Raw genomic sequence first — 22,537 nt, 5'->3', positions numbered from 1 at the left:
TAGAAGAATTAATGAGTGAAAATGACACAGTCAAATACAGTAGAACAATTATCATCAGGGAATAATCAACTGGCGAAGCATGCTATTCATGTACATAAATTTGGTGGCAGTAGCTTAGCAACTACCCAATGTATTGAACGTGTGGTTGATATTATTCGTCAAAACTGTCAATTAAATGATTTAGTTGTTGTTTCGGCAAATGGAAACACTACGGATGACTTATTCAATATTTATAAACTCGCACTTGAAAAAAGTGACGAGCTGTTTTTGGCTATTGAAACACTAGAGAAATCACAAAGCACATTAATTGGTGAGTTATTGAACCCTAGCAGTGCAGCAGACCTTATCAAGGTTTTGTCTGATGATATAACACAATTAACGGCTTGGTTATCTGATCAGCCAAGCCAACACCATGCAGATATGTTGGCATTTGGTGAGCTGTGGTCGGCGCGTTTATTATCGGCGGTGTTAAGTGAAAAAGTTTGTCCAAGTTATGCTATTGATGCGCGTGACTTTCTGGTTATCAATAATGATAAAGACTGTGCAGTCGACAATCAGCAAAGTAGTCAAAATTTTCAGCAGAACTTACAAAAAGGAAAGTTGGCGGTTATTACTGGCTATATCACTAAAAATTCTCAAGGTGAAACCTGTACTTTAGGTCGTAATGGTAGTGACTATTCAGCAACAATTATTGCATCACTGTCGGGTGCGCTGAATGTTACCCTATGGACTGACGTTGATGGCATTTATAGTGCCGATCCTCGTATTGTACCACTTGCCCGTAAATTACATCGCTTACCTAATGGTGTCGCGAAAGAATTGGGCCGCTTAGGTAACCCGGTTCTGCATGCAAAAACCTTACAGCCGCTCACTAACCACAGCACACACCTTCATGTAGCAAGTAGCTTTGATCCTGAAATTTCTGGTACAGAGATAGGAAAATTTGGTCAAATTGCTAAACAGGAGTTGTCGGTTACCTCGCTTAACGATCTGTTACTGGTAAAATCGACCAGTTTAGCCGGTTCGTTTGGTGAACAAGCCAGTAATGAGTTTTCTGCGATATGTAGTGATGTTCAGCAAGGCTTTATGGTTATCCACCAAACACAACAAAAATTAGTGAGTCAGTGGCTGGCGAGTCATGATACCGAAGTATCATTCACACCAGTGTCGATTATAGCGATTGTTGGTCATAGTGTGGTAAATCAAGGTAATATCCAAGCGCGTTTTAAACGTGCCCTCAAACATACTCATGTACTGCAGGTGGTGAACTCGTTAAGTGAGCATAGTATTATCGCCATTCTTCAGCAGAGTTGTACCGGTGAGTTACTTAATAATGTTCATTATGATATGACTAAAGACGCTCGACACATAGGTGTTGTTGTTTCAGGGCTTGGTAATATAGGTCAACGATTCTTAGACTTGTTACCCGCGCAACTCAATCGAGTCTCTGTGTTAGAGAACGTTCATTTAGTCGGTTTAGTCACTTCTAAAAAAGCACTGCTTAATACCGATGGTATCGATGTTAATCAAGCAATGTCGCTTTATGAAAGAGATGCTACGCCTTGTGATAATGCTTTATTGATGTCGTGGTTAACGAACCATCCTTACGACGAATTAATTGTTGTCGATATCACCCCTAGCGAACATTTTAGTGATTTATACAGTGAGTTCTTTAAAGAAGGTATTCATGTTATTGGTGCCAATAAATGGGCGGCTTCTGCCAGTACCGCTCGCTATAATGACTTAGTATTAACCGCGGCTGAAAATAAAAGCTTATGGTTAGGCAGTACTACTGTTGGCGCCGGTTTACCGGTTAACTTTGCCATTAACGATTTATTGAAAAGTGGCGATAAGATAACGGAGATATCAGGAATTTTTTCAGGCACGCTTTCTTGGCTATTTGAAACCTACGATGCCAGTGTACCGTTTTCAACCTTATTAATGGATGCCTTATCACAAGGGATCACTGAACCCGATCCACGAGAAGATCTGTCTGGGCGAGATGTGCAACGAAAATTACTGATTTTAGCGCGTATGGCAGGTTTTGAATTATCACTTGATGATATTGAATGCGAAAATTTAGTGCCAGAATCCTTACAAGGGTTATCAACGACGGAATTTTTAGCAAAGTCAGCAGACTTGGACAGTTACTTTGCTGAACAACTCACTAGCGCATCTAAACAGCAAGCCTGTATTCGTTATATTGCAAAATTCTGTGTCAACGAACAAGGCCAATTGAGCGCTAAGGTTTATCTTGCGACGCTTGCTAAGAATGATCCCTTTGCCTCTTTAACTCCGGGTGATAATATCTTTTTAATTAAGAGCCATTGGTATCAAGATAACCCGCTTATTATTCGTGGACCAGGCGCGGGTCGTGATGTTACTGCGGGTGGCCTACATTCAGACTTAGTGAGTATTTGCCAGCAACTGGCCGGTAAAAAACACCAAGTTAAAATCAAAGGTCTAAGTTAAATTAGCTTAATCTAGCTATCATCATTATTACTACACTAGGCATTAATACGCTAAATGAGAAAAAGCACAACTTGTAGGTTGTGCTTTTTCTCAATCGATACTAATAAACACTTGTCTGTTATCGCATTATTAACTAGCATTTAGATAATTAAAAAAATTAGCTACTTAGCACAGGCACCAAGTTGTATTTACATGGAAAATAAAACCTATAGCGACAGCTATTTTACCAGCCAAGTAAAAAGTCTTTTAAGCAGAATTTATGGCCACAGCCAATTAAATGATTCCGTTCTTGATCGTGCGATTGAGTACTATGAAAAACAATCTTTTATTGAGCATAAGTTAGATGAACTCAAGCAAAATATTGAAAAAGTTAGTCGGCAAACAGCCACGGATAAAGCTAAAACTTTACGGGTAAGACTCGAACGTGAACAACGCAATTATTACGAGGAATTACGCTTTGAACGCAATGAGCGTCATCAACATCTCTATAAACTCTGTAAAGAGATCATCAAGTTGTCTGAGGGTGATTGCTTTGAAGACAGTAATCGTAAATCTAGCCAGCTTTTAGGTACCATACAATTAGTGAGTCCCACCCAGGGGCGAAAAATTGCTTTAACCAACGAGCAACATAAACCGCTTTATAAAAGCGTGTTATGTTTGCGTTTACTTGACCGACTATGCATGGATCAACATATTGTTGAGCCCTATATCAAGAGTGCTTTGGGGGATATCAACGCAGAGCAATATCAAACGTTGGCTCAAGATAACCCCGAGGCGTATCAAGCCTTTGTAGAGAAAGTAAAAATTCCACTGGTCATGGCGGCGCTATTACAAGATATCGGTAATAACCACCCCGAGTCGCTAGTCATTTTGCGTGGTGCAGATTATCAAAAAGATCCCCATCGAACCTTACCTATTGAAGAGCGAAAAGTACTCTTACAAATAAATTATCGAGAAACGGTTAAGTATCTTATTGATGGTATTGGCGCGGGTATATATATTGGTAATTCAAAAAAAGATCGCGACGAGCACAATGTCGTTGAGCATAAAAAATTATTGTTCATTAAGCATTTACTCAAAAGTGCCGTCAACCCAAAGAAGGGTATTGGCAACCTTCTTAAAGTACCACAAATATACAGTTCTATTATCTTGTCGACAAAAGATAGCTATAACTACAAATTATTACCGAAAGTTTATTATGTTCTTAATCAAAACGCGGAGCGGGGAGCTTGTTGTCAAGCAGTGGTTAATGCACTGACAAAAATTACTGGCCATTTTCCACAAGGTTATGGTGTTACCTATGTCCCGTATGAGCAAGATATTAACGACCGCTATGAATATGCCATCGTCAGCCAGCTTTATCCTGCAAATGCTGATTATCCTATTTGCCGAACGGCAACACGCAACTTAGCCTTCATAAGTCATGGACAAGAGATAGTCATTAAAAAATCTGCTAATTTATATTTTACTGAAACAGCTAAAAATTTCTCTACTATCAGTAAAGAGCGCCTCCATGAAATATTAGAGTTGTTAGTGTCAAATTCCCATGAGCGTAAACAACTAGATCTACTTCCTCGCTGTTGGCAGCCAGGAGAATTCTTTTCAGTCAATATTAATCAAAAGCTGTGGAACAAAGCTAAATAACGTTAAAGTCTTTGCTTTTATAACGCCATAGTGAAAACACTTAGCAAGTTAAGTAAGTAGACTTACCCTGTTGTTGTTATCAAAGAGGGATATTTACAGTAAATATTAATCAAAAGCTGTGGAACAAAGCTAAATAACGTTAAAGTCTTTGCTTTTATAACGCCATAGTGAAAACACTTAGCAAGTTAAGTAAGTAGACTTACCCTGTTGTTGTTACCAAAGAGGGATATTTACAGTAAATATTAATCAAAAACTGTCAAATAAGGCTAAATAACCATAATGCTTTTTCACTGTCTGTTAAAGTTCAGGTAAAATGGCGTTTATTACTTTGCATAACTTTGGAATATCTCGTGAGCGATCAAGAAAAAAGACTGAATAAATTTATCAGTGAATCAGGTTACTGCTCGCGCCGAGCTGCTGATAAGTTGATTGAAGAAAGTCGAGTTACGATCAATGGTAAAACCCCTGAGTTAGGTACTAAGGTACAAGCGGGTGATGTGGTTTTTGTTGATGGTAAGCAAATTGGTGCTATGCCGGCTAATAAATCTGACCGGGTTTACATTGCTTATAACAAGCCAGTGGGTATTACCTGTACGACCGAGTTACATGTTAGAGGTAATATTATTGACGCTATTGGTCACAAGGAAAGGATCTTTCCGATAGGGCGCTTAGATAAGCCTTCAGAAGGATTAATTTTCTTGACCAGTGATGGTGATATCGTTAATAAAATTTTGCGCGCTGAAAATGCCCATGACAAAGAGTATATTGTCACGGTTGATAAACCCATCAGTGAGCGTTTTATCCAACGGATGTCAAAAGGTGTACCTATACTGGGAACCATCACTAAACCCTGTCTTGTTAAAGTAGAAAGTAAATTTGTTTTTCGTATTATCTTAACGCAAGGCTTAAATCGTCAAATTCGTCGGATGTGTGAATATTTAGATTACGAGGTTTTACAGCTAAAACGTTCGCGTATTATGAGTGTCGAGCTGGGTGATTTACGACCAGGACAATGGCGAGATTTAACCACAGCGGAAATGGTTGAAATTAATGCAGCGGTAGCCACGTCGACGAAAACAGCTTTACCAAAAGAAATCGATGAATCGGGTGATCCATGGGCAACCGTTATTGCAGTAACAGACATAGAAAATGATGTTAAAAAATAAAGCTTAGTTATACTAAACGTTAATTACGTTTGGTTTTTAAGGCAATAAAAAAGGACGCCTAAGCGTCCTTTTTTTGTTTTCTTACTTAATGCTTACTATTTTCTAGCAGCATCTTTTGCTTCTTTAGCTGCTTTAACTTCAGCGATAACAACTTCTGCTACGTTATTAGGACAAGGCATGTAGTGAGAGAATTCCATTGAGAATTGACCACGACCTGATGTCATTGTACGTAATGTTCCGATGTAACCAAACATTTCTGAAAGAGGTACGTCAGCTTTAATACGAACACCAGAAACACCTGCGTCTTGACCTGCGATCATGCCACGACGACGGTTTAAATCACCAATAACATCACCAACGTGATCATCAGGCGTAAACACATCAACTTTCATGATAGGTTCGATTAACTGTGCACCAGCTTTTGGAATTGACTGACGGAAAGCACCACGAGCAGCAAGTTCAAAGGCAACAGCAGATGAATCGACCGCGTGGAAACCACCATCGTATAATTCAATTTCAACGTCAAGTACAGGGAAGCCAGCAAGAACACCAGTATCCATCATGCCTTTGAAGCCTTTCTCGATTGCTGGGAAGAATTCCTTAGGAACATTACCACCAACAACAACAGAGCTGAATACGAAACCAGTACCAGGTTCGCCGGGCTTAATACGGTAATCAATTTTACCGAACTGACCAGAACCACCAGATTGTTTCTTATGTGTGTAAGAATCTTCAATTGCCGTAGTGATTGTTTCACGGTACGCAACTTGTGGCTTACCAACTTCTAATTCAACACCGTAAGTACGTTTTAGAATATCTACTTTGATATCTAAGTGAAGCTCACCCATACCAGATAAAATCGTTTCACCTGAATCGATATCAGTTTCAACTTTAAAAGTAGGATCTTCTGCAACCATTTTACCGATAGCAAGACCCATCTTCTCAGTTGAACCTTTATCTTTAGGTGTTACAGAGATTGAAATTACTGGCTTAGGAAATACCATAGCTTCTAGAACGATAGGGTGCTTAGGATCACATAATGTGTGACCTGTCTGAACATTACTCTTCATACCAACAATCGCGATAATATCACCAGCTTGTGCTGAAGTAAGTTCGTTACGGTCATCAGCTTGCATTTCACACATACGTCCAACACGCTCAGTTTTACCTGTAGCAGCGTTAAGAATGGTATCGCCTTTCTTCAATGTACCTGAATAGATACGTACGAAAGTTAATGTACCAAAACGGTCATCAGTGATTTTGAATGCTAACGCTTTGAATGTTTCTTCTGCAGAAACAATTGCGAATTCGCCATTAGGCGTGCCTTCTTCATCAGTAAGTGGTTGAGGATTAACATCTGTAGGTGAAGGCAAGTAATCAACAACAGCATCAAGAATTAATTGAATACCTTTGTTTTTAAATGCAGAAGCACCGTAAGTTGGGAAGAAAGTCATATCACGAGTACCAGTACGGATACACGCTTTGATTTGTTCTGTAGTAGGAACCATTTCCCCTTCTAAGAACTCCATCAACATATCTTCATCAACTTCTAAAGCTGTTTCGATTAACTGTATACGGTACTCAGCAGCTTTTTCTACCATATCCGCTGGAATATCAGTAATTTCATAGTTTTCTGGAAGACCTGTGTCATCCCAGATGTAAGCTTTTTCGCTAAGAAGGTCAACAACACCAACAAAGTCATCTTCTTCGCCAATTGGCAAAGTCATAATAAGTGGCGTAGCACCTAAAACGTTTTTAACTTGCTTACAAACACGGTAGAAATCAGCGCCTAAACGGTCAAGTTTGTTGATCATGATAATACGAGCAACTTTTGAGTCGTTCGCGTAACGCCAGTTAGTTTCTGATTGTGGTTCAACACCACCAGAACCACAGAATACGCCGATACCACCATCAAGTACTTTAAGTGAACGGTAAACTTCAACAGTGAAGTCAACGTGACCAGGAGTATCGATGACATTGAAACGGTGATCGTTCCAAAAACAGCTTACCGCAGCAGACTGTATGGTAATACCGCGCTCAGCTTCTTGTTCCATGAAGTCAGTGGTAGATTCACCATCATGTACTTCACCAGTTTTATGGATCTGACCGGTTAATTTAAGGATACGTTCAGTTGTTGTGGTTTTACCAGCATCAACGTGAGCGAAGATACCAATATTTCTATATTTAGATAAATCTGCCATTACTTTACTCTATTTAAGTCGCTACTAAAAAAGCGGAATTGTTGAAAATTTGCGCGCGAGTATACCATTAGTAAGTTCAAACAAAAATAAAAAATGAAAATTAATTAATAACAGTGATAAAAAGTTGGGCTAATCTGACGGTGTTTTATCGTGAGTTTATGGCATTAATTATCGAATTATAGCGAGTTGTCGACGGCCAAGACTTTAATAGCTTGTTTGATAAGGTGCGATAGCTGTTTTTAATGATACCTTAACTAACATAATTGCGACCTTTTACACGACCCAATTGTTATACTTATTAAGACAGCTAAAAAGGGATCAGTTTTGACGAAATGGAATGACAAGCTACTGGAAAGTATGAAGCAGGGTGATGAGGTGGCATTCGAGCAATGTTACCGGTTACTCTCTCCTATTATCTTTACTGCAATTCTTAAGATTTGTAAAAACCGCCATGATGCTAATGACCTATTACAAGATACCTTTGTAGATGCTTTTGACAATTTAGCTTCTTTCCATCAACAGGTACCTTTTATTGCTTGGCTAAAAAGAATAGCCTTTAATAATACGTTTAATTTTTTAAAAAAAATTAAACGCTTAACAATTGGCACTGACCATTTACCCGAAGCGGTGTCTTTGGAAAATAGTATTGAAAGCGACTATGAGAACCGCAATTTATTACTTTACTTGTTTGAGCGATTGTCCGAAATGGAGTGTTTGATTATGTGGCTATATATAGCAGAGCAATATAAGCATAGTGAAATAGCGGAAGTTATTGGAAAAACGCCAAGTTATTCAAAATCAGTTGTCTGTCGATGTTTACAAAAGTTAAGGGCGAATGCAGAGGTAAAAAAGTATGCTAATTAGCAAAATAAATGGTGATGACTTACCTGAGCAAACGCGTCAGCTTGATTCATATTTAACCCTTGATTCGGTGCGTAAAGAAATAACTGCATTGCAACAGTCGGCAGATGAAATAGCGCTAGAAACACCCGATGAACTCAATTGGCAGAAAATTAATCATCGTTTAGCCACTTCAACTCATCGTACAAGGGGGCAGAGTAAATCTACAAATATATTTACAGAGAAAAAACCGTTACTCGCTATGGTTGCGTCTTTGTCATTTTTATTTATAGGTGGTTTGAGTTGGTATAACTATCAATTACAACAACAGTTAGTTATGGCATTAAAAACTAACCAAAGCATGGAATTACAACTCGCTGAATATAGCCAGCTACAAGTAAATCAATACTATCTATTGCAAGAAATCTCTGCGGTGGAAGCCAAGCTGCTTAACGAACCATCTTTGAAAGTTAAGGTAGCGATATTAAAACACAGGAGCGCATTAATGCAACAAGTGCTCGAGTATCAACAAGGAGGTAACGATGAGTTTAGTATTTAAGGCCTTATTCACTAATAAGTATAGTGGTGTGTTATTAGTGCTGCTTTTATCAAAGCCCTTATTCGCCGCAACGCCACAAACGCATGAATGTGCAACGCTAGCGCTGACCGCTAATAATCAACAAAACCAGGCGATAACCTACCAGCTGTTGTCACATAACAATAGTGCGATTGATAACAACGCCTATTTAGATAATAGCTACCAAGCCGTGTTTATCGCTCCAGGACAACATAGCTTAAAGGTAAGGGCTTGGCGGACAGCCGATTATCTCAGTTACCACAATGGTATTGATATAAATAAACAGCAGGCATTGATTAAAAAAACTGTTGACCACCAGCTATTAATAACCGTGGTTGCCGACGCTAACTATCAACTGTTACCGATAAACGAAGAGGATGGAACTGTACTCGTCTTAGAAAAAAATCTGCAAAATTGTCATCCAGACACTCGCAGCGTGTTAGTAGCTAAGCATCAGCCATTAACATCCCAGATGATAAATTCGGTCTCCTTACCCGGAGATCTTGAGATACGCTTATATAATTTAATGGGAAAGTTAGCGCTTGAGAACTCATCAAGTATTAAGGGTTTAGTAGCAACAAGTAATATAGTGCCGCTTAGATTAATGGGGAGTTTTGGTCTGACGTTTGACCAAGGTAATGATACCAACAATGACACGCTGAAGGTATTAACCGTTCATCCTTTCTCAGTCGCCCATACCTTAAAATTAGCCAGTGGTGATGTGATTGTAAATCTAAACAATAAAAGTGACTTAACGGTAAAAGCTTCACCCAATCAGAAGTTTCAACACTATGTTAACCGTTTAGCTATTGGCGAGGATATAGAGATTACCGTTCGACGAGATAATAAAGAACGGCTATTAAAAGGTAATTACCAGCCAAAAATATTGCCTGAAAGCCACTATAAAATAAATGGTACTGCCATTGTAGATTCATTCGACGATAAGCAATGTGCATCGTTAAGTCGATACTTCACGGGGATAAAAGGCTATAAGATAATTAGCCACAATGGTCAGTCACTGAGTGAGCTTTATGGAAATTCAGCTCCAACAAGGTTAAGCCTGTCGCCAGGCGTTCATCGATTTCAAGCGGTATTTTCTCCTCGACCTACTAGTGCCATTAATAGTCAAATGGCGAGTACCCTTGATATTGCCCCAAGAATATCGGGCGGTAGCCGAGCGGGTGAAGCGGGTATTAAAACCTTAATCCGTACAAGAACAGGTTCGATTAATGGTTGGTTCGGTAATCCTACTGATCGTAATTCAGCCAGAACCAATGGTACGATAGTCGACGATTATATCATTGAGCCAATGGTGGGGCGGCCATTACTGAATGTTACCCTAAATGTTGAACAGGCTAAGCAATATAAATTAACGCTAGCACAGGAATCTACTGAGTCTAAACAGTCGATTTATGAAATTACGTCAACAGCTACGTTAAGTGAAATAGATTGTGCTGAAACTGTCTTATCGGCAATTTTATCGCCGCCATTAACAACGCAGTCCTTAATAAATAGTCAGACCTTAACGCCTTCACTTCAGTACGAGTTAGATCAATTGTTGTTAGAAGTGGCCTCTTATTATCAGCTCAGTGGTATTAACACCGGTATTGTTGATATTTACCGCGAGAAAAAGCTCGATAATAAGTATGGCCTTATTGGTAAGATGACTGATTATCGAGCAGGTTATGCCTTGTTAGTTAAACAAGTCAGTAGTAATAGCATGGCAAGTCGGGCAGGTTTGATGGCGGGAGATAAAATATTGGCTTTAAACAACACCATTTTTATTAATAACAAGCCAAGTGAATTTTTAGCCGGTATAGCAAAGTTAAAAGCGGATGAAGTCTATACATTACTTATTTTAAGAGAAAATGAACAACGTGAGTTCGTTGCGGTTTACCAAGAAAAAGATCTTCCTGCTTTCTTCTTGTCAGTAGATATGAGCTCTGTAGCACAAGCCCAACAGGCTTTGGATCGGATAAACAGTTCAAACTAAGCTGATAATAGGGATAGCCATTTGTACTAAAAAGCAGATAACCTATATTAACAATCAATAACGGAGACAACTGATGAATAAATTTACAATTATAACCGCGTTATCATTAATACTGGCTGGATGTAGCGCTTATCAAATCAAAGCCGATGTTGATGAAGGTAAATTTCGCTTTGTTAACTTTGAAAAAGAACGGGGTAAGCAATTTGAGTATATCCATCTTATGTGTCTGTATAAAAGGCCAATTGAATGGAATCTACCTAAGCAGTATCAAGCAGGTAATCACCAATTATGGGTAAAAGCGCAAATTTATCAAAATGGCATGAGCATTCGTGAAAAGAATGCCTTCGTTAAATTTGACGTAACGTTAAAAGCAGGCCTGAGTTATAAATTGAACCGCTCTTTTGATGATGATAATAATATTTCCATTTGGATCGAAGAAGAACAGTCTAAAAATATTGTTTCAGAAATTATTACCACTGAACTCCTTAGACCCTTGCTTATTGAAAAATCATTGAGAACTGAGCAATGTGAGTCGGGATCAATTTAGTCTGATCGCCACCGCATCTGAGCTTTAGTGATAAAAAATATTTAGGCTTGATAAATATTATCAGTTATGTATAATACGCATCCGCACATCGCTCACGCTTTGTGCGGATTTTCACCTTAGCCTTTACGGTTAAGGTTTACAGCAGCTCCGATAGGGAGTTGAATGTTATTAGCGATACACCCCCCTTTTACATATAAAAGGTGATGGGATGTATTTTGTTGTTCTTTAAAAATGGGGATTTGATTAATGTCAAATCAAAGAATTCGCATTCGTTTGAAAGCGTTCGATCATCGTTTGATTGATCAATCAACAGCTGAAATCGTAGATACTGCAAAGCGCACTGGTGCTCAGGTTCGTGGTCCAATTCCACTTCCTACACGTAAAGAGCGTTTTACTATCTTGACTTCTCCACACGTTAACAAAGATGCGCGTGATCAGTATGAAATTCGTACTCACAAACGCATGATTGATATCGTAGAGCCAACTGAAAAGACTGTAGACGCATTAATGCGTTTAGATCTAGCAGCTGGCGTTGACGTTCAAATCAGCTTGGGTTAAGGGGTTTTAACAATGACTATTGGTCTAGTTGGACGTAAAGTAGGCATGACTCGTATCTTCACTGAAGATGGCGTTTCAACACCTGTAACCGTTCTAGAAGTTGAAGCCAACCGTATTTCTCAAGTGAAAACTTTAGAAACTGACGGTTACTCGGCGCTTCAAGTTACAACAGGTAGCCGTAAGGCTAGCCGTGTTACAAAACCAGCAGCTGGGCATTTCGCTAAAGCTGGCGTTCAAGCAGGCCGTGGCCTGTGGGAATTCCGCTTAAACGAAAATGAAGGCGAAGGTTTAGAATTGGGCGGTGAAATCACTGTTTCAATTTTTAATGACACTAAATTAGTAGACGTAACCGGTACATCTAAAGGTAAAGGCTTCCAAGGCGGTATTAAACGCTGGAACTTTACTATGCAAGATGCTACTCATGGTAACTCTGTCTCTCACCGTTCAAACGGTTCGTTAGGTCAGTGTCAAACACCAGGTCGCGTTTTCAAAGGCAAAAAAATGTCTGGTCACATGGGTTCTGTGCGCTGTACTACACAAAACCTTGAATTGGTTCGCGTTGACGCAGAACGTAACTTGCTCCTTATTAAAGGTGCGGTTCCGGGTGCTATCAACGGTAACGTAATCATCAAACCAGCTGTTAAAGCTTAGTCCAGGAGATTCGTGATGGAATTATCATTAAAAGACGCTGCAGGTGCTCTTGAAGTTTCTGAAGCAACTTTTGGACTTGAGTTTAACGAAGCATTAGTACATCAGGTAGTAGTTGCATATGCAGCTGGCGCTCGTCAAGGTACTCGTGCTCAAAAGACTCGTTCAGAAGTAAGTGGCGGTGGTGCAAAACCTTGGCGTCAAAAAGGTACTGGCCGTGCTCGTGCTGGTACTAGCCGTGGTCCAATTTGGCGTTCTGGTGGCGTAACATTCGCTGCTAAACCTCAAGACCACAGCCAGAAAGTAAACCGTAAAATGTACCGTGGTGCGATTAAAAGCATCCTATCTGAGCTTGTTCGTCAAGATCGCTTAGTAGTGGTAGAAAACTTTACTGTTGAAACACCAAAAACTAAAGAATTAGTAGCTAAACTAAACGGCTTGGAGTTAAAAGATGTATTAATCATCACTCCAGAAGTTGATGAGAACTTGTTCTTATCAGCACGCAACTTGTACAAAGTTGACGTTCGTGACGTAGACGGTATTGACCCAGTTAGCTTGGTTGGTTTCGAAAAAGTTTTGATGACTGCTACAGCAGTTAAACAACTTGAGGAGATGTTAGGATGATAAGCGAAGAACGTTTGTTAAAAGTGCTTTTAGCACCGAACATTTCTGAGAAAAGCACTATGGCATCTGAAGCAAACAACACTGTTGTTTTCAAAGTTGTTACTACTGCTACTAAAGCTGAAATCAAAGCTGCTGTTGAGAAACTTTTTGAAGTTTCAGTAGACGGTGTTCGCACATTAAATGTTAAAGGTAAAGTGAAACGTACTGGTGCTCGTTTTGGTCGCAGAAGCGACTGGAAAAAAGCATACGTTACTCTTGCTGAAGGCAGCGACATCGACTTCGTCGGCGCGGAATCATAGGAGTTTACGAAAATGGCTATAGTTAAATGTAAACCTACTTCTCCGGGTCGTCGCCACGTAGTTAAAGTGGTAAACACGGAGTTGCATAAAGGTAAGCCTTACGCACCATTACTAGACACTAAGTCTAAGTCTGGTGGTCGTAATAATAACGGTCGTATTACGGTTCGTCATATTGGTGGTGGTCACAAACAACATTACCGCATGATCGATTTTAAACGTAATAAAGATGGTATCCCTGCAAAAGTTGAACGTTTGGAATATGATCCAAACCGTTCTGCTAATATTGCACTAGTATTATATGCTGATGGTGAACGTCGTTACATCCTAGCCCCTAAAGGCTTAAGCGCTGGAGATACAGTCCAGTCAGGTGTTGACGCTCCAATCAAAGCTGGTAATACTATGGCTTTACGCAACACACCATTAGGTAGTGTTGTGCATGCAATCGAACTTAAACCAGGTAAAGGTGCTCAAATAGCACGTGCTGCTGGTACTTACGCTCAACTAGTTGCTAAAGACGGTGCATATGTCACTTTACGTCTTCGCTCTGGCGAAATGCGTAAAATTGAGTCTGACTGTCGTGCTACTTTAGGTGAAATCGGCAATTCTGAACACATGCTTCGCTCTTTGGGTAAAGCTGGTGCTTCAAGATGGCGCGGTGTTCGCCCAACTGTTCGTGGTGTTGCCATGAACCCAGTTGATCACCCACACGGTGGTGGTGAAGGTAAAACGTCTGGCGGTCGTCACCCGGTATCCCCTTGGGGCGTACCAACTAAGGGTTACAAGACTCGTTCAAACAAACGTACTGATAAATTTATCGTGCGTCGTCGTACTAAATAGTACATTTAATTAATACTCTGATTGTTTGAGCTTGGTTTACTTCGGTAAAGTTAAGTTCAACATGAAGGGTAAATAAAGAGGATTCACCATGCCACGTTCTCTCAAGAAAGGTCCATTTATAGACCTACACTTGCTGACGAAGGTAGAGAAAGCTCTGGAAAGCGGGAATAAAAAGCCAATTAAGACTTGGTCCCGTCGTTCAATGATCATCCCAACGATGATCGGATTGACCATAGCTGTCCATAATGGCCGTCAACACGTACCTGTATTTGTAACTGATGAAATGATCGGTCACAAATTAGGAGAATTTGCACCAACTCGTACTTATCGCGGTCATATCGCTGATAAGAAAGCGAAGAAATAGGGGAAATTGAATGGAAGCTATCGCTATACATAAATTTGCCCGCGGTTCTGCTCAGAAAGCACGTTTAGTTGTGGATCAAATCCGCGGCTTACATGTAGAGAAAGCACTTGAAATTTTAACTTTTAGCAACAAATCAGCTGCTGAATTAGTTAAAAAAGTACTTAACTCTGCAATTGCTAACGCTGAACATAACGAAGGTGCAGACATTGATGAACTTATCGTAAAAACTATTACAGTTGACGATGGTCCTACAATGAAACGTATTCGTCCTCGTGCAAAAGGCCGCGCGGATCGTATAATTAAGCGCACAAGTCACATTACTGTGATCGTGTCTGATTCTTAGGAGTATATTAGTATGGGTCAAAAAGTTCATCCTAACGGTATTCGCTTAGGTATCACGAAACCTTTCGCGTCTACGTGGTTTGCAAGTAACAAAGACTTCGCTGAAAATTTACGCGGTGACCATTTGGTTCGCGAATATTTGAAAGAGAAGCTTGTTCGTGCATCATTATCAAAAGTAGTTATTGAGCGTCCAGCTAAATCTATCCGCGTAACAATTCATACGGCTCGTCCGGGTGTTGTTATCGGTAAGAAAGGCGAAGATGTTGAGAAACTACGCTTAGCAGTTTCTAAAATTGCTGGTGTTCCTGCTCAAATCAACATTGCTGAAGTACGTAAGCCAGAAATGGATGCGCAGCTTGTTGCTGACAGTATTGCTAGTCAATTAGAACGTCGTGTGATGTTTCGTCGCGCTATGAAACGTGCTGTACAAAATGCTATGCGTCTAGGCGCAAAGGGTATTAAAGTACAAGTAAGTGGTCGTTTAGGCGGTGCAGATATTGCACGTGCTGAATGGTATCGTGAAGGTCGTGTACCACTACACACTTTACGTGCTGACATCGATTACGCTATTGCACGCGGTAACACAACTTATGGTGTTATTGGTATCAAAGTGTGGATCTTTAAAGGTGAAATCATTGGTAACATGCCTCTACAGGCAGAAGTACCAGCGGCTAAACCTAAAAGAAAAAACAACCGCAAGCCTAAGTAGGAGCTAAGTAATGTTACAACCAAAACGTACTAAATTCCGTAAGCAATTTAAAATGCGCAACCGTGGTCTTGCACACGTCGGTAGCTCAGTTAGCTTCGGTACTTTCGGTTTAAAATCAATGGAACGTGGTCGTATGACTGCGCGTCAGATTGAAGCGGCACGTCGAGCAATGACTCGTCACGTAAAGCGTCAAGGTAAAATCTGGATACGTGTATTCCCTGATAAGCCAATTACTAAAAAGCCTCTTGAGGTTCGTATGGGTAAAGGTAAAGGTTCAGTGGAATATTGGGTATGCCAAATTCTACCTGGCCGTGTTCTTTATGAAATGGAAGGTGTATCGGAAGAAATCGCACGCGAAGCATTTGCTTTAGCAGCGGCTAAACTTCCGTTCAAAACATCTTTCGTAACTAGAACGGTGATGTAATGAAAGCTAGTGAATTAAAAGATAAAAGCATTGAAGAGCTAAATACTGAAATGCTTGCATTATTACGCGAACAGTTTAACTATCGCATGCAAGCAAGCACAGGACAATTAGCACAAACTCATTTGCTAAGAACGGTACGTCGCAATATTGCACGTGTAAAGACTATCATAACTGAAAAGGCAGGTAAGTAATGAGCGAAGCTAAAATCCGCACACTACAAGGTCGTGTTGTCAGTGATAAAATGGATAAGTCTATCACTGTATTAATTGAACGTCGTGTTAAGCACCCTATTTACGGTAAGTACCTTACACGTTCAACTAAGTTGAAAGTGCATGATGAGACTAACCAATGTAATGCTGGTGATTTAGTAACAATTCGTGAAGTTGCACCAATTTCAAAGTCTAAAAACTGGACTTTAGTTGCTGTAATTACAAAAGCATAATTTACTTTTTGTAAATTTGTTTTAACGAACGTGTTAAATAAAAACCCTATCACAGTGTGATAGGGTTTTTTTTTGCTTAAAATATTGCCGACAACTAATGGCTTGATGATGAGATGCCAATGGTGTTAAAGGATATTTTACTAGGGTGAATGCTTAGCAATTGTTTATTTTTTAACTAAATAAGGTATCACTTTCATTTTGGTGGTGTTATAATCTCGCGCCCTCCGAATTCGTCTGACGTTTTTATGGGGGCAGTAGAAGGCAGTGACGGGTCAAATTTCTGGCCTTAAATTATATCTAAGTTTGTTTAGATAAATAGCGGAGTAAAACTCAATGATCCAAATGCAATCACAACTGAACGTAGCTGATAACAGCGGCGCTCGACGTGTACAGTGTATAAAGGTTCTTGGTGGTTCGCACCGTCGCTACGCGCGTATCGGTGATATCATTAAAATTGCAGTGAAGGAATCAAATCCTCGCGGCAAAGTTAAAAAAGGTGATGTTCTGACTGCGGTAGTTGTGCGCACTAAGAAAGGTGTTCGTCGTTCAGATGGTTCAACCATCCGTTTTGATGAAAACGCGGCTGTAATGTTAAATGCTAACTTACAACCAATTGGTACTCGTATTTTCGGTCCAGTGACGCGTGAACTTCGTAATGAAAAGTTCATGAAAATCGTTTCACTTGCACCTGAAGTACTATAAGGAGTCACGATAATGGCATCTAAGATTCGTCGTGATGATGAAGTTATTGTACTAGCTGGCAAAGACAAGGGTAAGACTGGTAAAGTCACTAAAGTTCTTGTTGATGACGGCAAAGTATTTGTAGAAGGCATAAACTTGATCAAGAAACACACTAAGCCTGTACCTCAGTTACAGCAGCCTGGTGGAATTATTGAAAAAGAAGCTTCTTTACAAGTTTCAAACGTAGCGATTGTTAACCCTAAAACGGGTAAAGCAGATCGTGTAGGCTTTAGAATTGAAGACGGCAAAAAAGTTCGTTTCTTCAAATCTAACAACGAACTAGTTTAATTATTGGAGTAAACGATGGCGAAACTGCATGATTTTTACAAAGATACTGTTGTAAACGACCTTCAGAAGAAGTTCGAATACAAAAGTGTCATGCAAGTCCCTCGGATTGAAAAGATCACCCTTAACATGGGTGTTGGTGAAGCTATTGCTGATAAAAAAGTATTAGACCATGCCACAAATGATCTTACTGCAATCTCAGGTCAAAAACCAGTTACGACTGTAGCACGCAAATCTGTTGCGGGCTTTAAGATTCGTGAAGGTTATCCTATTGGTACAAAAGTAACTCTACGTGGCGAACGTATGTGGGAATTTTTAGAGCGTTTAATTTCGATCTCTATTCCTCGTATCCGCGATTTCCGTGGCTTAAACCCTAAGTCATTCGATGGCCGTGGTAACTACAGCATGGGCGTACGTGAGCAAATAATCTTCCCTGAAATCGATTACGATAAAATCGATAAAATTCGTGGGATGGATATTACTATCACTACTAGCGCGAAGAATAATGAAGAAGGACACGCATTGTTGTCTGCCTTTAGCTTCCCGTTTAAGAACAAGGTGTAGAGTTATGGCTAAAACGTCAATGAAAGCTCGTGAAGCTAAAAGAACCAAATTAGTAGCACAGTACGCTGAAAAGCGTAGTGCATTAAAAGCAATCATCTCTAACGATAATTCTTCTGAAGAAGATCGTTGGGATGCTGTATTGAAACTTCAAAGTTTACCTCGTGATTCATCAAGTAGTCGTCAACGTAACCGTTGTAACATTACTGGTCGTCCTCATGGTTTCTTACGTAAATTCGGTTTAAGCCGAATCAAATTGCGTGAAGCAATGATGCGTGGTGAAGTTCCAGGTCTTAAGAAAGCTAGTTGGTAATTCACGGGAGTAAATTGTTATGATGACTGATCCTATCGCGGATATGTTTACACGCATTCGCAACGGTCAATCTGCAGCAAAAGTTGCAGTTACAATGCCATCTTCTAAAGTAAAAGTTGCTATCGCAAACTTGCTTAAAGAAGAAGGTTATGTATCAGAGTTTTCAGTATCAGGCGAAGTTAAGCCTGAGTTATCTGTAACTTTGAAATATTTTGAAGGTAAAGAAGTAATTGAAACGATCAAGCGTGTTTCACGTCCTGGTCTTCGTATATACAAAAGCTGTGATGAACTTCCTAAAGTTCTTGCAGGTATGGGTATTGCGATCGTATCTACTTCTAAAGGTCTGATGACTGATCGCGCTGCTCGCTCTGCGGGTATCGGCGGTGAAATCATCGGTTTCGTAGCGTAAGGAGAAATATATGTCTCGTGTTGCAAAAGCACCTGTCGTTGTTCCTGCTGGCGTTACTGTTACGTTATCAGGTCAAGACATTATAGTTAAAGGTCCAATGGGCGAATTATCTCGCACGATCCATAGTGACGTTGTTATTTCTCAAGAAGAAAATAGCATCATTACTAATATCGTTGCCGATGTTAAAGGCGCTTGGGCTCAAGCCGGTACTACACGTGCTTTAATCCAGAATATGGTTGAAGGTGTAAGTACAGGTTATGTAAAAACATTGTTATTAAACGGTGTTGGTTATCGTGCAAAAGCTGATGGTAAGTCTTTAAACTTATCTTTAGGTTTATCACACCCAGTTAACCACGCAATCCCTGATGGGATTACTGTTGAAACTCCTAGTCAAACTGAAGTCATACTGAAAGGTGCTGATAAACAGTTGGTTGGTCAAGTTGCTGCAGACATTCGTTCTTACCGTAAGCCAGAGCCTTATAAAGGTAAAGGTATACGTTATAGTGACGAGCATGTTCGCCGTAAAGAAGCTAAGAAGAAGTAGGATAATACTATGGATAAGAAAACATCTCGTTTGCGCCGCGCTAAACGCGCTCGTGCAAAAATTAGCGAGTTGGGTGCGAATCGTTTAGTTGTATTTCGTACTCCTCGCCATATTTACGCGCAATTGATCGCTCCAACGGGTTCTGAAGTTATCGCATCTGCGTCTACTTTAGACAAAGAAATCAGTGCTCAGTTAGATAAAACAGGTAACGTTGCCGCAGCAACTGCAGTCGGTACAGCAATTGCTGAACGTGCAGTAGCTAAAGGGATCACTAGCATTGCTTTTGATCGCTCTGGTTTCCGTTATCACGGTCGCGTAAAAGCGTTAGCAGAAGCAGCTCGTGAAGCTGGTCTGCAGTTCTAGGAGTTGATAATGGCTAATCATAATCAAGAAAACTCACAACAAAGTGATATGGCTGAAAAGCTAATTGCCGTTAACCGCGTTTCAAAAGTGGTTAAAGGTGGTCGCATATTCAGTTTCACTGCACTTACAGTAGTTGGTGATGGTGCTGGACGCGTTGGTTTTGGATACGGTAAAGCACGTGAAGTGCCTGCTGCAATCCAGAAAGCAATGGAAAAAGCACGCCGTAACATAGTAACCGTAGATTTGAAGGGTACTACTCTTCAGCATGTCATTATTGGCAAGCATTCTGGTTCTAAAGTTTACATGCAACCAGCTTCTGAAGGTACAGGTATCATCGCCGGTGGCGCGATGCGTGCAGTACTAGAAGTTGCAGGTGTTCAGAACGTATTGTCAAAAGCATACGGTTCTACTAACCCGATCAACGTAGTTCGTGCTACTGTTTCAGCTCTTGCGAATATGAAATCGCCGGCAGGTGTTGCAGCTAAGCGTGGCAAAACCGTTGCAGACATACTGGGGTAATTGAGCATGGCTAAAACAGTAAAAGTAACTCAAATGAAAAGTTCTATCGGTCGTTTACCGAAGCATAGAGCTACATTAAGAGGTCTTGGATTACGTCGTATCCGTCATACAGTAGAGTTAGAAGACACTCCATCTGTACGCGGTATGATTAACACAGTATCTTATATGGTTAAGGTGGAGGATTAATTATGCATTTAAATACTTTATCTCCTGCACCAGGTGCAAAGAAAGCTAAGAAGCGCTGTGGGCGTGGTATTGGTTCTGGCATTGGTAAAACAGGCGGACGTGGCCACAAAGGTCAGAAGTCTCGTTCTGGCGGTAGTGTACGTCCAGGTTTCGAAGGTGGTCAAATGCCATTGAAACAACGTTTACCTAAGTTTGGTTTCACGTCACGTAAATCTTTAGTTCGCGCTGAAGTACGTTTACATGAACTAAACAACATCACAGGTGATGTTGTCGATATCTTTGCTCTTAAAGATGCAAACCTAATTACACGTAACATCAAAACAGCAAAAATTATGTTGTCTGGTGATATTAACCGTCCAATTACGGTTCGTGGTTTAGGTGTTACTAAAGGCGCACGTGCAGCTATTGAAGCTGCTGGCGGAAAAATCGAGGAATAGTACAGCATGGCTACACCAGGAATGGCTCCTTCAAAAGGTAGTAAAGGCGCAGGCGGAATGTCTGAGCTCAAGCAAAGATTATGGTTTGTTCTCGGCGCACTAATTGTGTTTCGTTTAGGATCATTTGTGCCAATCCCTGGTATTGACGCCGCTGTATTAGCTCAGTTGTTTGAACAACAAAAGGGCACCATCGTAGAAATGTTTAACATGTTCTCTGGTGGTGCACTTGAGCGAGCCTCTGTATTGGCACTTGGTATTATGCCGTACATCTCAGCTTCAATTATCATGCAATTGCTTACTGTGGTTCATCCCGCAATGGCAGAGCTGAAAAAAGAAGGTGAAGCTGGACGTCGTAAGATCAGTCAATACACCCGCTACGGCACGTTAGTTCTAGCGACAGTACAATCAATTGCAATTGCAAGAAGTTTACCAGGAATGATGCCGGGTCTAGTAATGGACGCAGGTTTTGGTTTCTACTTTGCCGCTGTAGTAAGTTTAGTAACCGGTACCATGTTTTTAATGTGGTTAGGTGAACAAATTACTGAACGTGGTATTGGTAACGGTATATCTATCTTAATATTTGCAGGTATTGTTGCTGGCATGCCTTCAGCTGTTGCACAAACAGCAGAGATGGCGCGTCAAGGTGAATTGCACTTATTAGTATTATTGCTGATGTGTGTCATAGTATTCGCTGTAACCTTTTTTGTAGTATTTGTAGAACGTGGTCAACGACGTATTGTTGTTAACTACGCTAAGCGTCAGCAAGGCCGTAAGGTTTTCGCCGCGCAAAGCACGCATTTACCGCTTAAAGTTAATATGGCTGGTGTTATACCACCTATCTTTGCATCAAGTATTATCTTGTTCCCCGGCACTCTAGCGAGTTGGTTTGGACAAGGTGAAGGTGCAGTTGCTGACTTTCTACAAGAAGTATCTATTGCTATTTCTCCAGGTCAGCCGTTGTACGTTATGTTACTTGCCGCAGCGATAATATTTTTCTGTTTCTTCTACACGGCTCTTGTTTTCAATCCGCGTGAAACAGCAGATAACCTAAAAAAATCAGGTGCGTTTATTCCTGGGATTCGTCCTGGTGAGCAAACGTCTAAATATATAGATAAAGTGATGACACGCTTAACCTTAGCGGGTGCGTTGTATATTACCTTTATCTGTTTGGTACCTCAGTTCATGATCATCGCATGGGACGTTCAGTTCTACTTCGGTGGTACATCATTACTTATTATAGTAGTGGTCATTATGGACTTTATGGCACAAGTACAAACGCATATGATGTCTCATCAATATGACAATGTGCTTAAGAAAGCTAACTTAAAAGGTTAGGTCGTTAGACTTAACTCAATAGGTAAACGGAGTATAAAATGAAAGTACGTGCATCCGTAAAAAAGATTTGTCGTAATTGTAAAGTGGTTAAACGCAAAGGCGTAGTACGCATTCTTTGTGTAGAACCAAAGCACAAACAAAGACAAGGTTAAGCTTA

Annotated in this window: 31 protein-coding genes; 30 read left to right on the top strand and 1 reads right to left on the bottom strand. The window is 40.3% G+C overall.

The genetic code is table 11. The annotated features are described in order from the left end of the window. The first annotated feature begins 21 nt into the window (after nucleotides 1–21). The 3 genes from metL to rluF all read left to right on the top strand — a co-directional run bounded on the left by metL (nucleotide 22) and on the right by rluF (nucleotide 5,282). Nucleotides 22–2,472: a bifunctional aspartate kinase/homoserine dehydrogenase II gene (metL, locus tag H4J76_RS12160; protein WP_182230688.1), complete on the top strand. Its 2,451-nt coding sequence runs from the start codon at nucleotides 22–24 to the stop codon at nucleotides 2,470–2,472. A gap of 192 nt (nucleotides 2,473–2,664) precedes the next feature. Then, on the top strand, nucleotides 2,665–4,116 hold the full coding sequence (locus H4J76_RS12155) for a hypothetical protein (protein ID WP_182230687.1): 1,452 nt from the start codon (nucleotides 2,665–2,667) through the stop codon (nucleotides 4,114–4,116). Between the two features lie 350 nt (nucleotides 4,117–4,466). Further along, nucleotides 4,467–5,282 (top strand): 23S rRNA pseudouridine(2604) synthase RluF, encoded by an 816-nt coding sequence (gene rluF / locus H4J76_RS12150; RefSeq protein WP_083277955.1) that lies wholly within the window; start codon nucleotides 4,467–4,469, stop codon nucleotides 5,280–5,282. Between the two features lie 95 nt (nucleotides 5,283–5,377). Here the strand turns inward: rluF and fusA are convergent, their stop codons facing one another. Further along, the gene (gene fusA, locus H4J76_RS12145) at nucleotides 5,378–7,483 is read right to left on the bottom strand and encodes an elongation factor G (protein ID WP_070375085.1); all 2,106 of its coding nucleotides are present in this window, start codon (nucleotides 7,481–7,483) and stop codon (nucleotides 5,378–5,380) included. Between the two features lie 324 nt (nucleotides 7,484–7,807). Here fusA and H4J76_RS12140 point away from each other — a divergent pair, with 324 nt between their 5' ends. The 27 genes from H4J76_RS12140 to rpmJ all read left to right on the top strand — a co-directional run bounded on the left by H4J76_RS12140 (nucleotide 7,808) and on the right by rpmJ (nucleotide 22,532). Beyond that, a complete protein-coding gene (locus tag H4J76_RS12140; RefSeq protein ID WP_182230686.1) occupies nucleotides 7,808–8,347 on the top strand; it encodes an RNA polymerase sigma factor in 540 nt (179 codons plus the stop codon). Then, nucleotides 8,337–8,882 (top strand): hypothetical protein, encoded by a 546-nt coding sequence (locus H4J76_RS12135; protein WP_182230685.1) that lies wholly within the window; start codon nucleotides 8,337–8,339, stop codon nucleotides 8,880–8,882. Before H4J76_RS12140 ends, H4J76_RS12135 begins: the two co-directional genes overlap by 11 nt. Continuing rightward, nucleotides 8,866–10,893, top strand: a complete 2,028-nt coding sequence (locus H4J76_RS12130; protein ID WP_182230684.1) for a hypothetical protein — start codon at nucleotides 8,866–8,868, stop codon at nucleotides 10,891–10,893. The genes H4J76_RS12135 and H4J76_RS12130 overlap by 17 nt, the downstream gene beginning before the upstream one ends. A 73-nt stretch (nucleotides 10,894–10,966) precedes the next feature. Beyond that, nucleotides 10,967–11,440 carry a hypothetical protein gene (locus tag H4J76_RS12125; RefSeq protein ID WP_182217232.1) on the top strand — a complete coding sequence of 158 codons (474 nt, stop codon included), beginning with the start codon at nucleotides 10,967–10,969 and terminating at the stop codon, nucleotides 11,438–11,440. Nucleotides 11,441–11,686: 246 nt separating this feature from the next. Then, the gene (gene rpsJ / locus H4J76_RS12120; RefSeq protein WP_070375080.1) at nucleotides 11,687–11,998 is read left to right on the top strand and encodes a 30S ribosomal protein S10; all 312 of its coding nucleotides are present in this window, start codon (nucleotides 11,687–11,689) and stop codon (nucleotides 11,996–11,998) included. 12 nt (nucleotides 11,999–12,010) lie between these two features. Then, the gene (gene rplC / locus H4J76_RS12115; RefSeq protein ID WP_070375079.1) at nucleotides 12,011–12,649 is read left to right on the top strand and encodes a 50S ribosomal protein L3; all 639 of its coding nucleotides are present in this window, start codon (nucleotides 12,011–12,013) and stop codon (nucleotides 12,647–12,649) included. A 15-nt stretch (nucleotides 12,650–12,664) separates the two neighbouring features. Then, on the top strand, nucleotides 12,665–13,270 hold the full coding sequence (gene rplD, locus H4J76_RS12110) for a 50S ribosomal protein L4 (protein ID WP_070375078.1): 606 nt from the start codon (nucleotides 12,665–12,667) through the stop codon (nucleotides 13,268–13,270). Next, complete coding sequence (gene rplW / locus H4J76_RS12105) at nucleotides 13,267–13,569, top strand: 50S ribosomal protein L23 (RefSeq protein ID WP_070375077.1); 303 nt, start codon at nucleotides 13,267–13,269, stop codon at nucleotides 13,567–13,569. Before rplD ends, rplW begins: the two co-directional genes overlap by 4 nt. Before the next feature lie 12 nt (nucleotides 13,570–13,581). Continuing rightward, nucleotides 13,582–14,406 carry a 50S ribosomal protein L2 gene (gene rplB / locus H4J76_RS12100; RefSeq protein WP_070375076.1) on the top strand — a complete coding sequence of 275 codons (825 nt, stop codon included), beginning with the start codon at nucleotides 13,582–13,584 and terminating at the stop codon, nucleotides 14,404–14,406. Nucleotides 14,407–14,494: 88 nt separating this feature from the next. Further along, nucleotides 14,495–14,770: a 30S ribosomal protein S19 gene (gene rpsS, locus H4J76_RS12095; protein WP_070375075.1), complete on the top strand. Its 276-nt coding sequence runs from the start codon at nucleotides 14,495–14,497 to the stop codon at nucleotides 14,768–14,770. Between the two features lie 10 nt (nucleotides 14,771–14,780). Next, nucleotides 14,781–15,113 carry a 50S ribosomal protein L22 gene (rplV, locus tag H4J76_RS12090; RefSeq protein ID WP_070375074.1) on the top strand — a complete coding sequence of 111 codons (333 nt, stop codon included), beginning with the start codon at nucleotides 14,781–14,783 and terminating at the stop codon, nucleotides 15,111–15,113. Nucleotides 15,114–15,125: 12 nt separating this feature from the next. Continuing rightward, entirely contained in the window at nucleotides 15,126–15,821 is a 696-nt protein-coding gene (gene rpsC, locus H4J76_RS12085) for a 30S ribosomal protein S3 (protein WP_070375073.1), read from the top strand. Between the two features lie 10 nt (nucleotides 15,822–15,831). Continuing rightward, nucleotides 15,832–16,245 (top strand): 50S ribosomal protein L16, encoded by a 414-nt coding sequence (rplP, locus tag H4J76_RS12080; RefSeq protein ID WP_070375072.1) that lies wholly within the window; start codon nucleotides 15,832–15,834, stop codon nucleotides 16,243–16,245. Further along, nucleotides 16,245–16,436 (top strand): 50S ribosomal protein L29, encoded by a 192-nt coding sequence (rpmC, locus tag H4J76_RS12075; RefSeq protein WP_070375071.1) that lies wholly within the window; start codon nucleotides 16,245–16,247, stop codon nucleotides 16,434–16,436. The genes rplP and rpmC overlap by 1 nt, the downstream gene beginning before the upstream one ends. Further along, complete coding sequence (gene rpsQ, locus H4J76_RS12070; RefSeq protein ID WP_070375070.1) at nucleotides 16,436–16,687, top strand: 30S ribosomal protein S17; 252 nt, start codon at nucleotides 16,436–16,438, stop codon at nucleotides 16,685–16,687. The genes rpmC and rpsQ overlap by 1 nt, the downstream gene beginning before the upstream one ends. A 333-nt stretch (nucleotides 16,688–17,020) precedes the next feature. Next, a complete protein-coding gene (gene rplN, locus H4J76_RS12065) occupies nucleotides 17,021–17,389 on the top strand; it encodes a 50S ribosomal protein L14 (RefSeq protein WP_070375069.1) in 369 nt (122 codons plus the stop codon). Nucleotides 17,390–17,401: 12 nt separating this feature from the next. Beyond that, nucleotides 17,402–17,716 carry a 50S ribosomal protein L24 gene (rplX, locus tag H4J76_RS12060; protein WP_070375068.1) on the top strand — a complete coding sequence of 105 codons (315 nt, stop codon included), beginning with the start codon at nucleotides 17,402–17,404 and terminating at the stop codon, nucleotides 17,714–17,716. Between the two features lie 15 nt (nucleotides 17,717–17,731). Next, on the top strand, nucleotides 17,732–18,277 hold the full coding sequence (gene rplE / locus H4J76_RS12055; protein ID WP_070375067.1) for a 50S ribosomal protein L5: 546 nt from the start codon (nucleotides 17,732–17,734) through the stop codon (nucleotides 18,275–18,277). 4 nt (nucleotides 18,278–18,281) lie between these two features. Next, entirely contained in the window at nucleotides 18,282–18,587 is a 306-nt protein-coding gene (rpsN, locus tag H4J76_RS12050; protein WP_070375066.1) for a 30S ribosomal protein S14, read from the top strand. A 19-nt stretch (nucleotides 18,588–18,606) separates the two neighbouring features. Continuing rightward, nucleotides 18,607–18,996 carry a 30S ribosomal protein S8 gene (gene rpsH / locus H4J76_RS12045; protein ID WP_146799770.1) on the top strand — a complete coding sequence of 130 codons (390 nt, stop codon included), beginning with the start codon at nucleotides 18,607–18,609 and terminating at the stop codon, nucleotides 18,994–18,996. Nucleotides 18,997–19,006: 10 nt separating this feature from the next. Next, nucleotides 19,007–19,540 (top strand): 50S ribosomal protein L6, encoded by a 534-nt coding sequence (rplF, locus tag H4J76_RS12040; protein ID WP_070375065.1) that lies wholly within the window; start codon nucleotides 19,007–19,009, stop codon nucleotides 19,538–19,540. A 9-nt stretch (nucleotides 19,541–19,549) separates the two neighbouring features. Further along, nucleotides 19,550–19,903, top strand: a complete 354-nt coding sequence (gene rplR, locus H4J76_RS12035; RefSeq protein ID WP_070375064.1) for a 50S ribosomal protein L18 — start codon at nucleotides 19,550–19,552, stop codon at nucleotides 19,901–19,903. 9 nt (nucleotides 19,904–19,912) lie between these two features. After that, nucleotides 19,913–20,422, top strand: a complete 510-nt coding sequence (gene rpsE / locus H4J76_RS12030) for a 30S ribosomal protein S5 (protein WP_070375063.1) — start codon at nucleotides 19,913–19,915, stop codon at nucleotides 20,420–20,422. A 6-nt stretch (nucleotides 20,423–20,428) separates the two neighbouring features. Beyond that, nucleotides 20,429–20,608, top strand: a complete 180-nt coding sequence (rpmD, locus tag H4J76_RS12025) for a 50S ribosomal protein L30 (RefSeq protein WP_070375062.1) — start codon at nucleotides 20,429–20,431, stop codon at nucleotides 20,606–20,608. 2 nt (nucleotides 20,609–20,610) lie between these two features. Then, nucleotides 20,611–21,045 carry a 50S ribosomal protein L15 gene (gene rplO, locus H4J76_RS12020; RefSeq protein ID WP_070375061.1) on the top strand — a complete coding sequence of 145 codons (435 nt, stop codon included), beginning with the start codon at nucleotides 20,611–20,613 and terminating at the stop codon, nucleotides 21,043–21,045. Between the two features lie 6 nt (nucleotides 21,046–21,051). Beyond that, nucleotides 21,052–22,380 (top strand): preprotein translocase subunit SecY, encoded by a 1,329-nt coding sequence (gene secY, locus H4J76_RS12015; protein ID WP_070375060.1) that lies wholly within the window; start codon nucleotides 21,052–21,054, stop codon nucleotides 22,378–22,380. 38 nt (nucleotides 22,381–22,418) lie between these two features. Beyond that, the gene (rpmJ, locus tag H4J76_RS12010; protein WP_083277954.1) at nucleotides 22,419–22,532 is read left to right on the top strand and encodes a 50S ribosomal protein L36; all 114 of its coding nucleotides are present in this window, start codon (nucleotides 22,419–22,421) and stop codon (nucleotides 22,530–22,532) included. Nucleotides 22,533–22,537: the final 5 nt, after the last annotated feature.

This window comes from Colwellia sp. BRX9-1 (assembly GCF_014077195.1).
Classification (GTDB): Bacteria; Pseudomonadota; Gammaproteobacteria; order Enterobacterales; family Alteromonadaceae; genus Colwellia_A.
This window is presented reverse-complemented; position numbering and strand designations above follow the sequence as displayed.

What these genes read in the sequence shown, in the direction of transcription:
- rpmJ (WP_083277954.1), top strand. Translation starts at nt 22,419, where the DNA reads ATGAAAGTACGTGCATCCGTAAAAAAGATTTGTCGTAATTGTAAAGTG.
- rplC (WP_070375079.1), top strand. Translation starts at nt 12,011, where the DNA reads ATGACTATTGGTCTAGTTGGACGTAAAGTAGGCATGACTCGTATCTTC.
- rplV (WP_070375074.1), top strand. Translation starts at nt 14,781, where the DNA reads ATGGAAGCTATCGCTATACATAAATTTGCCCGCGGTTCTGCTCAGAAA.
- rpmD (WP_070375062.1), top strand. Translation starts at nt 20,429, where the DNA reads ATGGCTAAAACAGTAAAAGTAACTCAAATGAAAAGTTCTATCGGTCGT.
- rplE (WP_070375067.1), top strand. Translation starts at nt 17,732, where the DNA reads ATGGCGAAACTGCATGATTTTTACAAAGATACTGTTGTAAACGACCTT.
- rplN (WP_070375069.1), top strand. Translation starts at nt 17,021, where the DNA reads ATGATCCAAATGCAATCACAACTGAACGTAGCTGATAACAGCGGCGCT.
- rplO (WP_070375061.1), top strand. Translation starts at nt 20,611, where the DNA reads ATGCATTTAAATACTTTATCTCCTGCACCAGGTGCAAAGAAAGCTAAG.
- H4J76_RS12135 (WP_182230685.1), top strand. Translation starts at nt 8,337, where the DNA reads ATGCTAATTAGCAAAATAAATGGTGATGACTTACCTGAGCAAACGCGT.
- secY (WP_070375060.1), top strand. Translation starts at nt 21,052, where the DNA reads ATGGCTACACCAGGAATGGCTCCTTCAAAAGGTAGTAAAGGCGCAGGC.
- rpsC (WP_070375073.1), top strand. Translation starts at nt 15,126, where the DNA reads ATGGGTCAAAAAGTTCATCCTAACGGTATTCGCTTAGGTATCACGAAA.
- rpsQ (WP_070375070.1), top strand. Translation starts at nt 16,436, where the DNA reads ATGAGCGAAGCTAAAATCCGCACACTACAAGGTCGTGTTGTCAGTGAT.
- rpsS (WP_070375075.1), top strand. Translation starts at nt 14,495, where the DNA reads ATGCCACGTTCTCTCAAGAAAGGTCCATTTATAGACCTACACTTGCTG.
- fusA (WP_070375085.1), bottom strand. Translation starts at nt 7,483, where the DNA reads ATGGCAGATTTATCTAAATATAGAAATATTGGTATCTTCGCTCACGTT.
- H4J76_RS12155 (WP_182230687.1), top strand. Translation starts at nt 2,665, where the DNA reads ATGGAAAATAAAACCTATAGCGACAGCTATTTTACCAGCCAAGTAAAA.
- rplW (WP_070375077.1), top strand. Translation starts at nt 13,267, where the DNA reads ATGATAAGCGAAGAACGTTTGTTAAAAGTGCTTTTAGCACCGAACATT.
- rplP (WP_070375072.1), top strand. Translation starts at nt 15,832, where the DNA reads ATGTTACAACCAAAACGTACTAAATTCCGTAAGCAATTTAAAATGCGC.
- rplF (WP_070375065.1), top strand. Translation starts at nt 19,007, where the DNA reads ATGTCTCGTGTTGCAAAAGCACCTGTCGTTGTTCCTGCTGGCGTTACT.
- H4J76_RS12125 (WP_182217232.1), top strand. Translation starts at nt 10,967, where the DNA reads ATGAATAAATTTACAATTATAACCGCGTTATCATTAATACTGGCTGGA.
- rplB (WP_070375076.1), top strand. Translation starts at nt 13,582, where the DNA reads ATGGCTATAGTTAAATGTAAACCTACTTCTCCGGGTCGTCGCCACGTA.
- rpsJ (WP_070375080.1), top strand. Translation starts at nt 11,687, where the DNA reads ATGTCAAATCAAAGAATTCGCATTCGTTTGAAAGCGTTCGATCATCGT.
- rpsE (WP_070375063.1), top strand. Translation starts at nt 19,913, where the DNA reads ATGGCTAATCATAATCAAGAAAACTCACAACAAAGTGATATGGCTGAA.
- rplR (WP_070375064.1), top strand. Translation starts at nt 19,550, where the DNA reads ATGGATAAGAAAACATCTCGTTTGCGCCGCGCTAAACGCGCTCGTGCA.
- rplD (WP_070375078.1), top strand. Translation starts at nt 12,665, where the DNA reads ATGGAATTATCATTAAAAGACGCTGCAGGTGCTCTTGAAGTTTCTGAA.
- metL (WP_182230688.1), top strand. Translation starts at nt 22, where the DNA reads ATGACACAGTCAAATACAGTAGAACAATTATCATCAGGGAATAATCAA.
- rpsH (WP_146799770.1), top strand. Translation starts at nt 18,607, where the DNA reads ATGATGACTGATCCTATCGCGGATATGTTTACACGCATTCGCAACGGT.
- H4J76_RS12130 (WP_182230684.1), top strand. Translation starts at nt 8,866, where the DNA reads ATGAGTTTAGTATTTAAGGCCTTATTCACTAATAAGTATAGTGGTGTG.
- rplX (WP_070375068.1), top strand. Translation starts at nt 17,402, where the DNA reads ATGGCATCTAAGATTCGTCGTGATGATGAAGTTATTGTACTAGCTGGC.
- rpmC (WP_070375071.1), top strand. Translation starts at nt 16,245, where the DNA reads ATGAAAGCTAGTGAATTAAAAGATAAAAGCATTGAAGAGCTAAATACT.
- rpsN (WP_070375066.1), top strand. Translation starts at nt 18,282, where the DNA reads ATGGCTAAAACGTCAATGAAAGCTCGTGAAGCTAAAAGAACCAAATTA.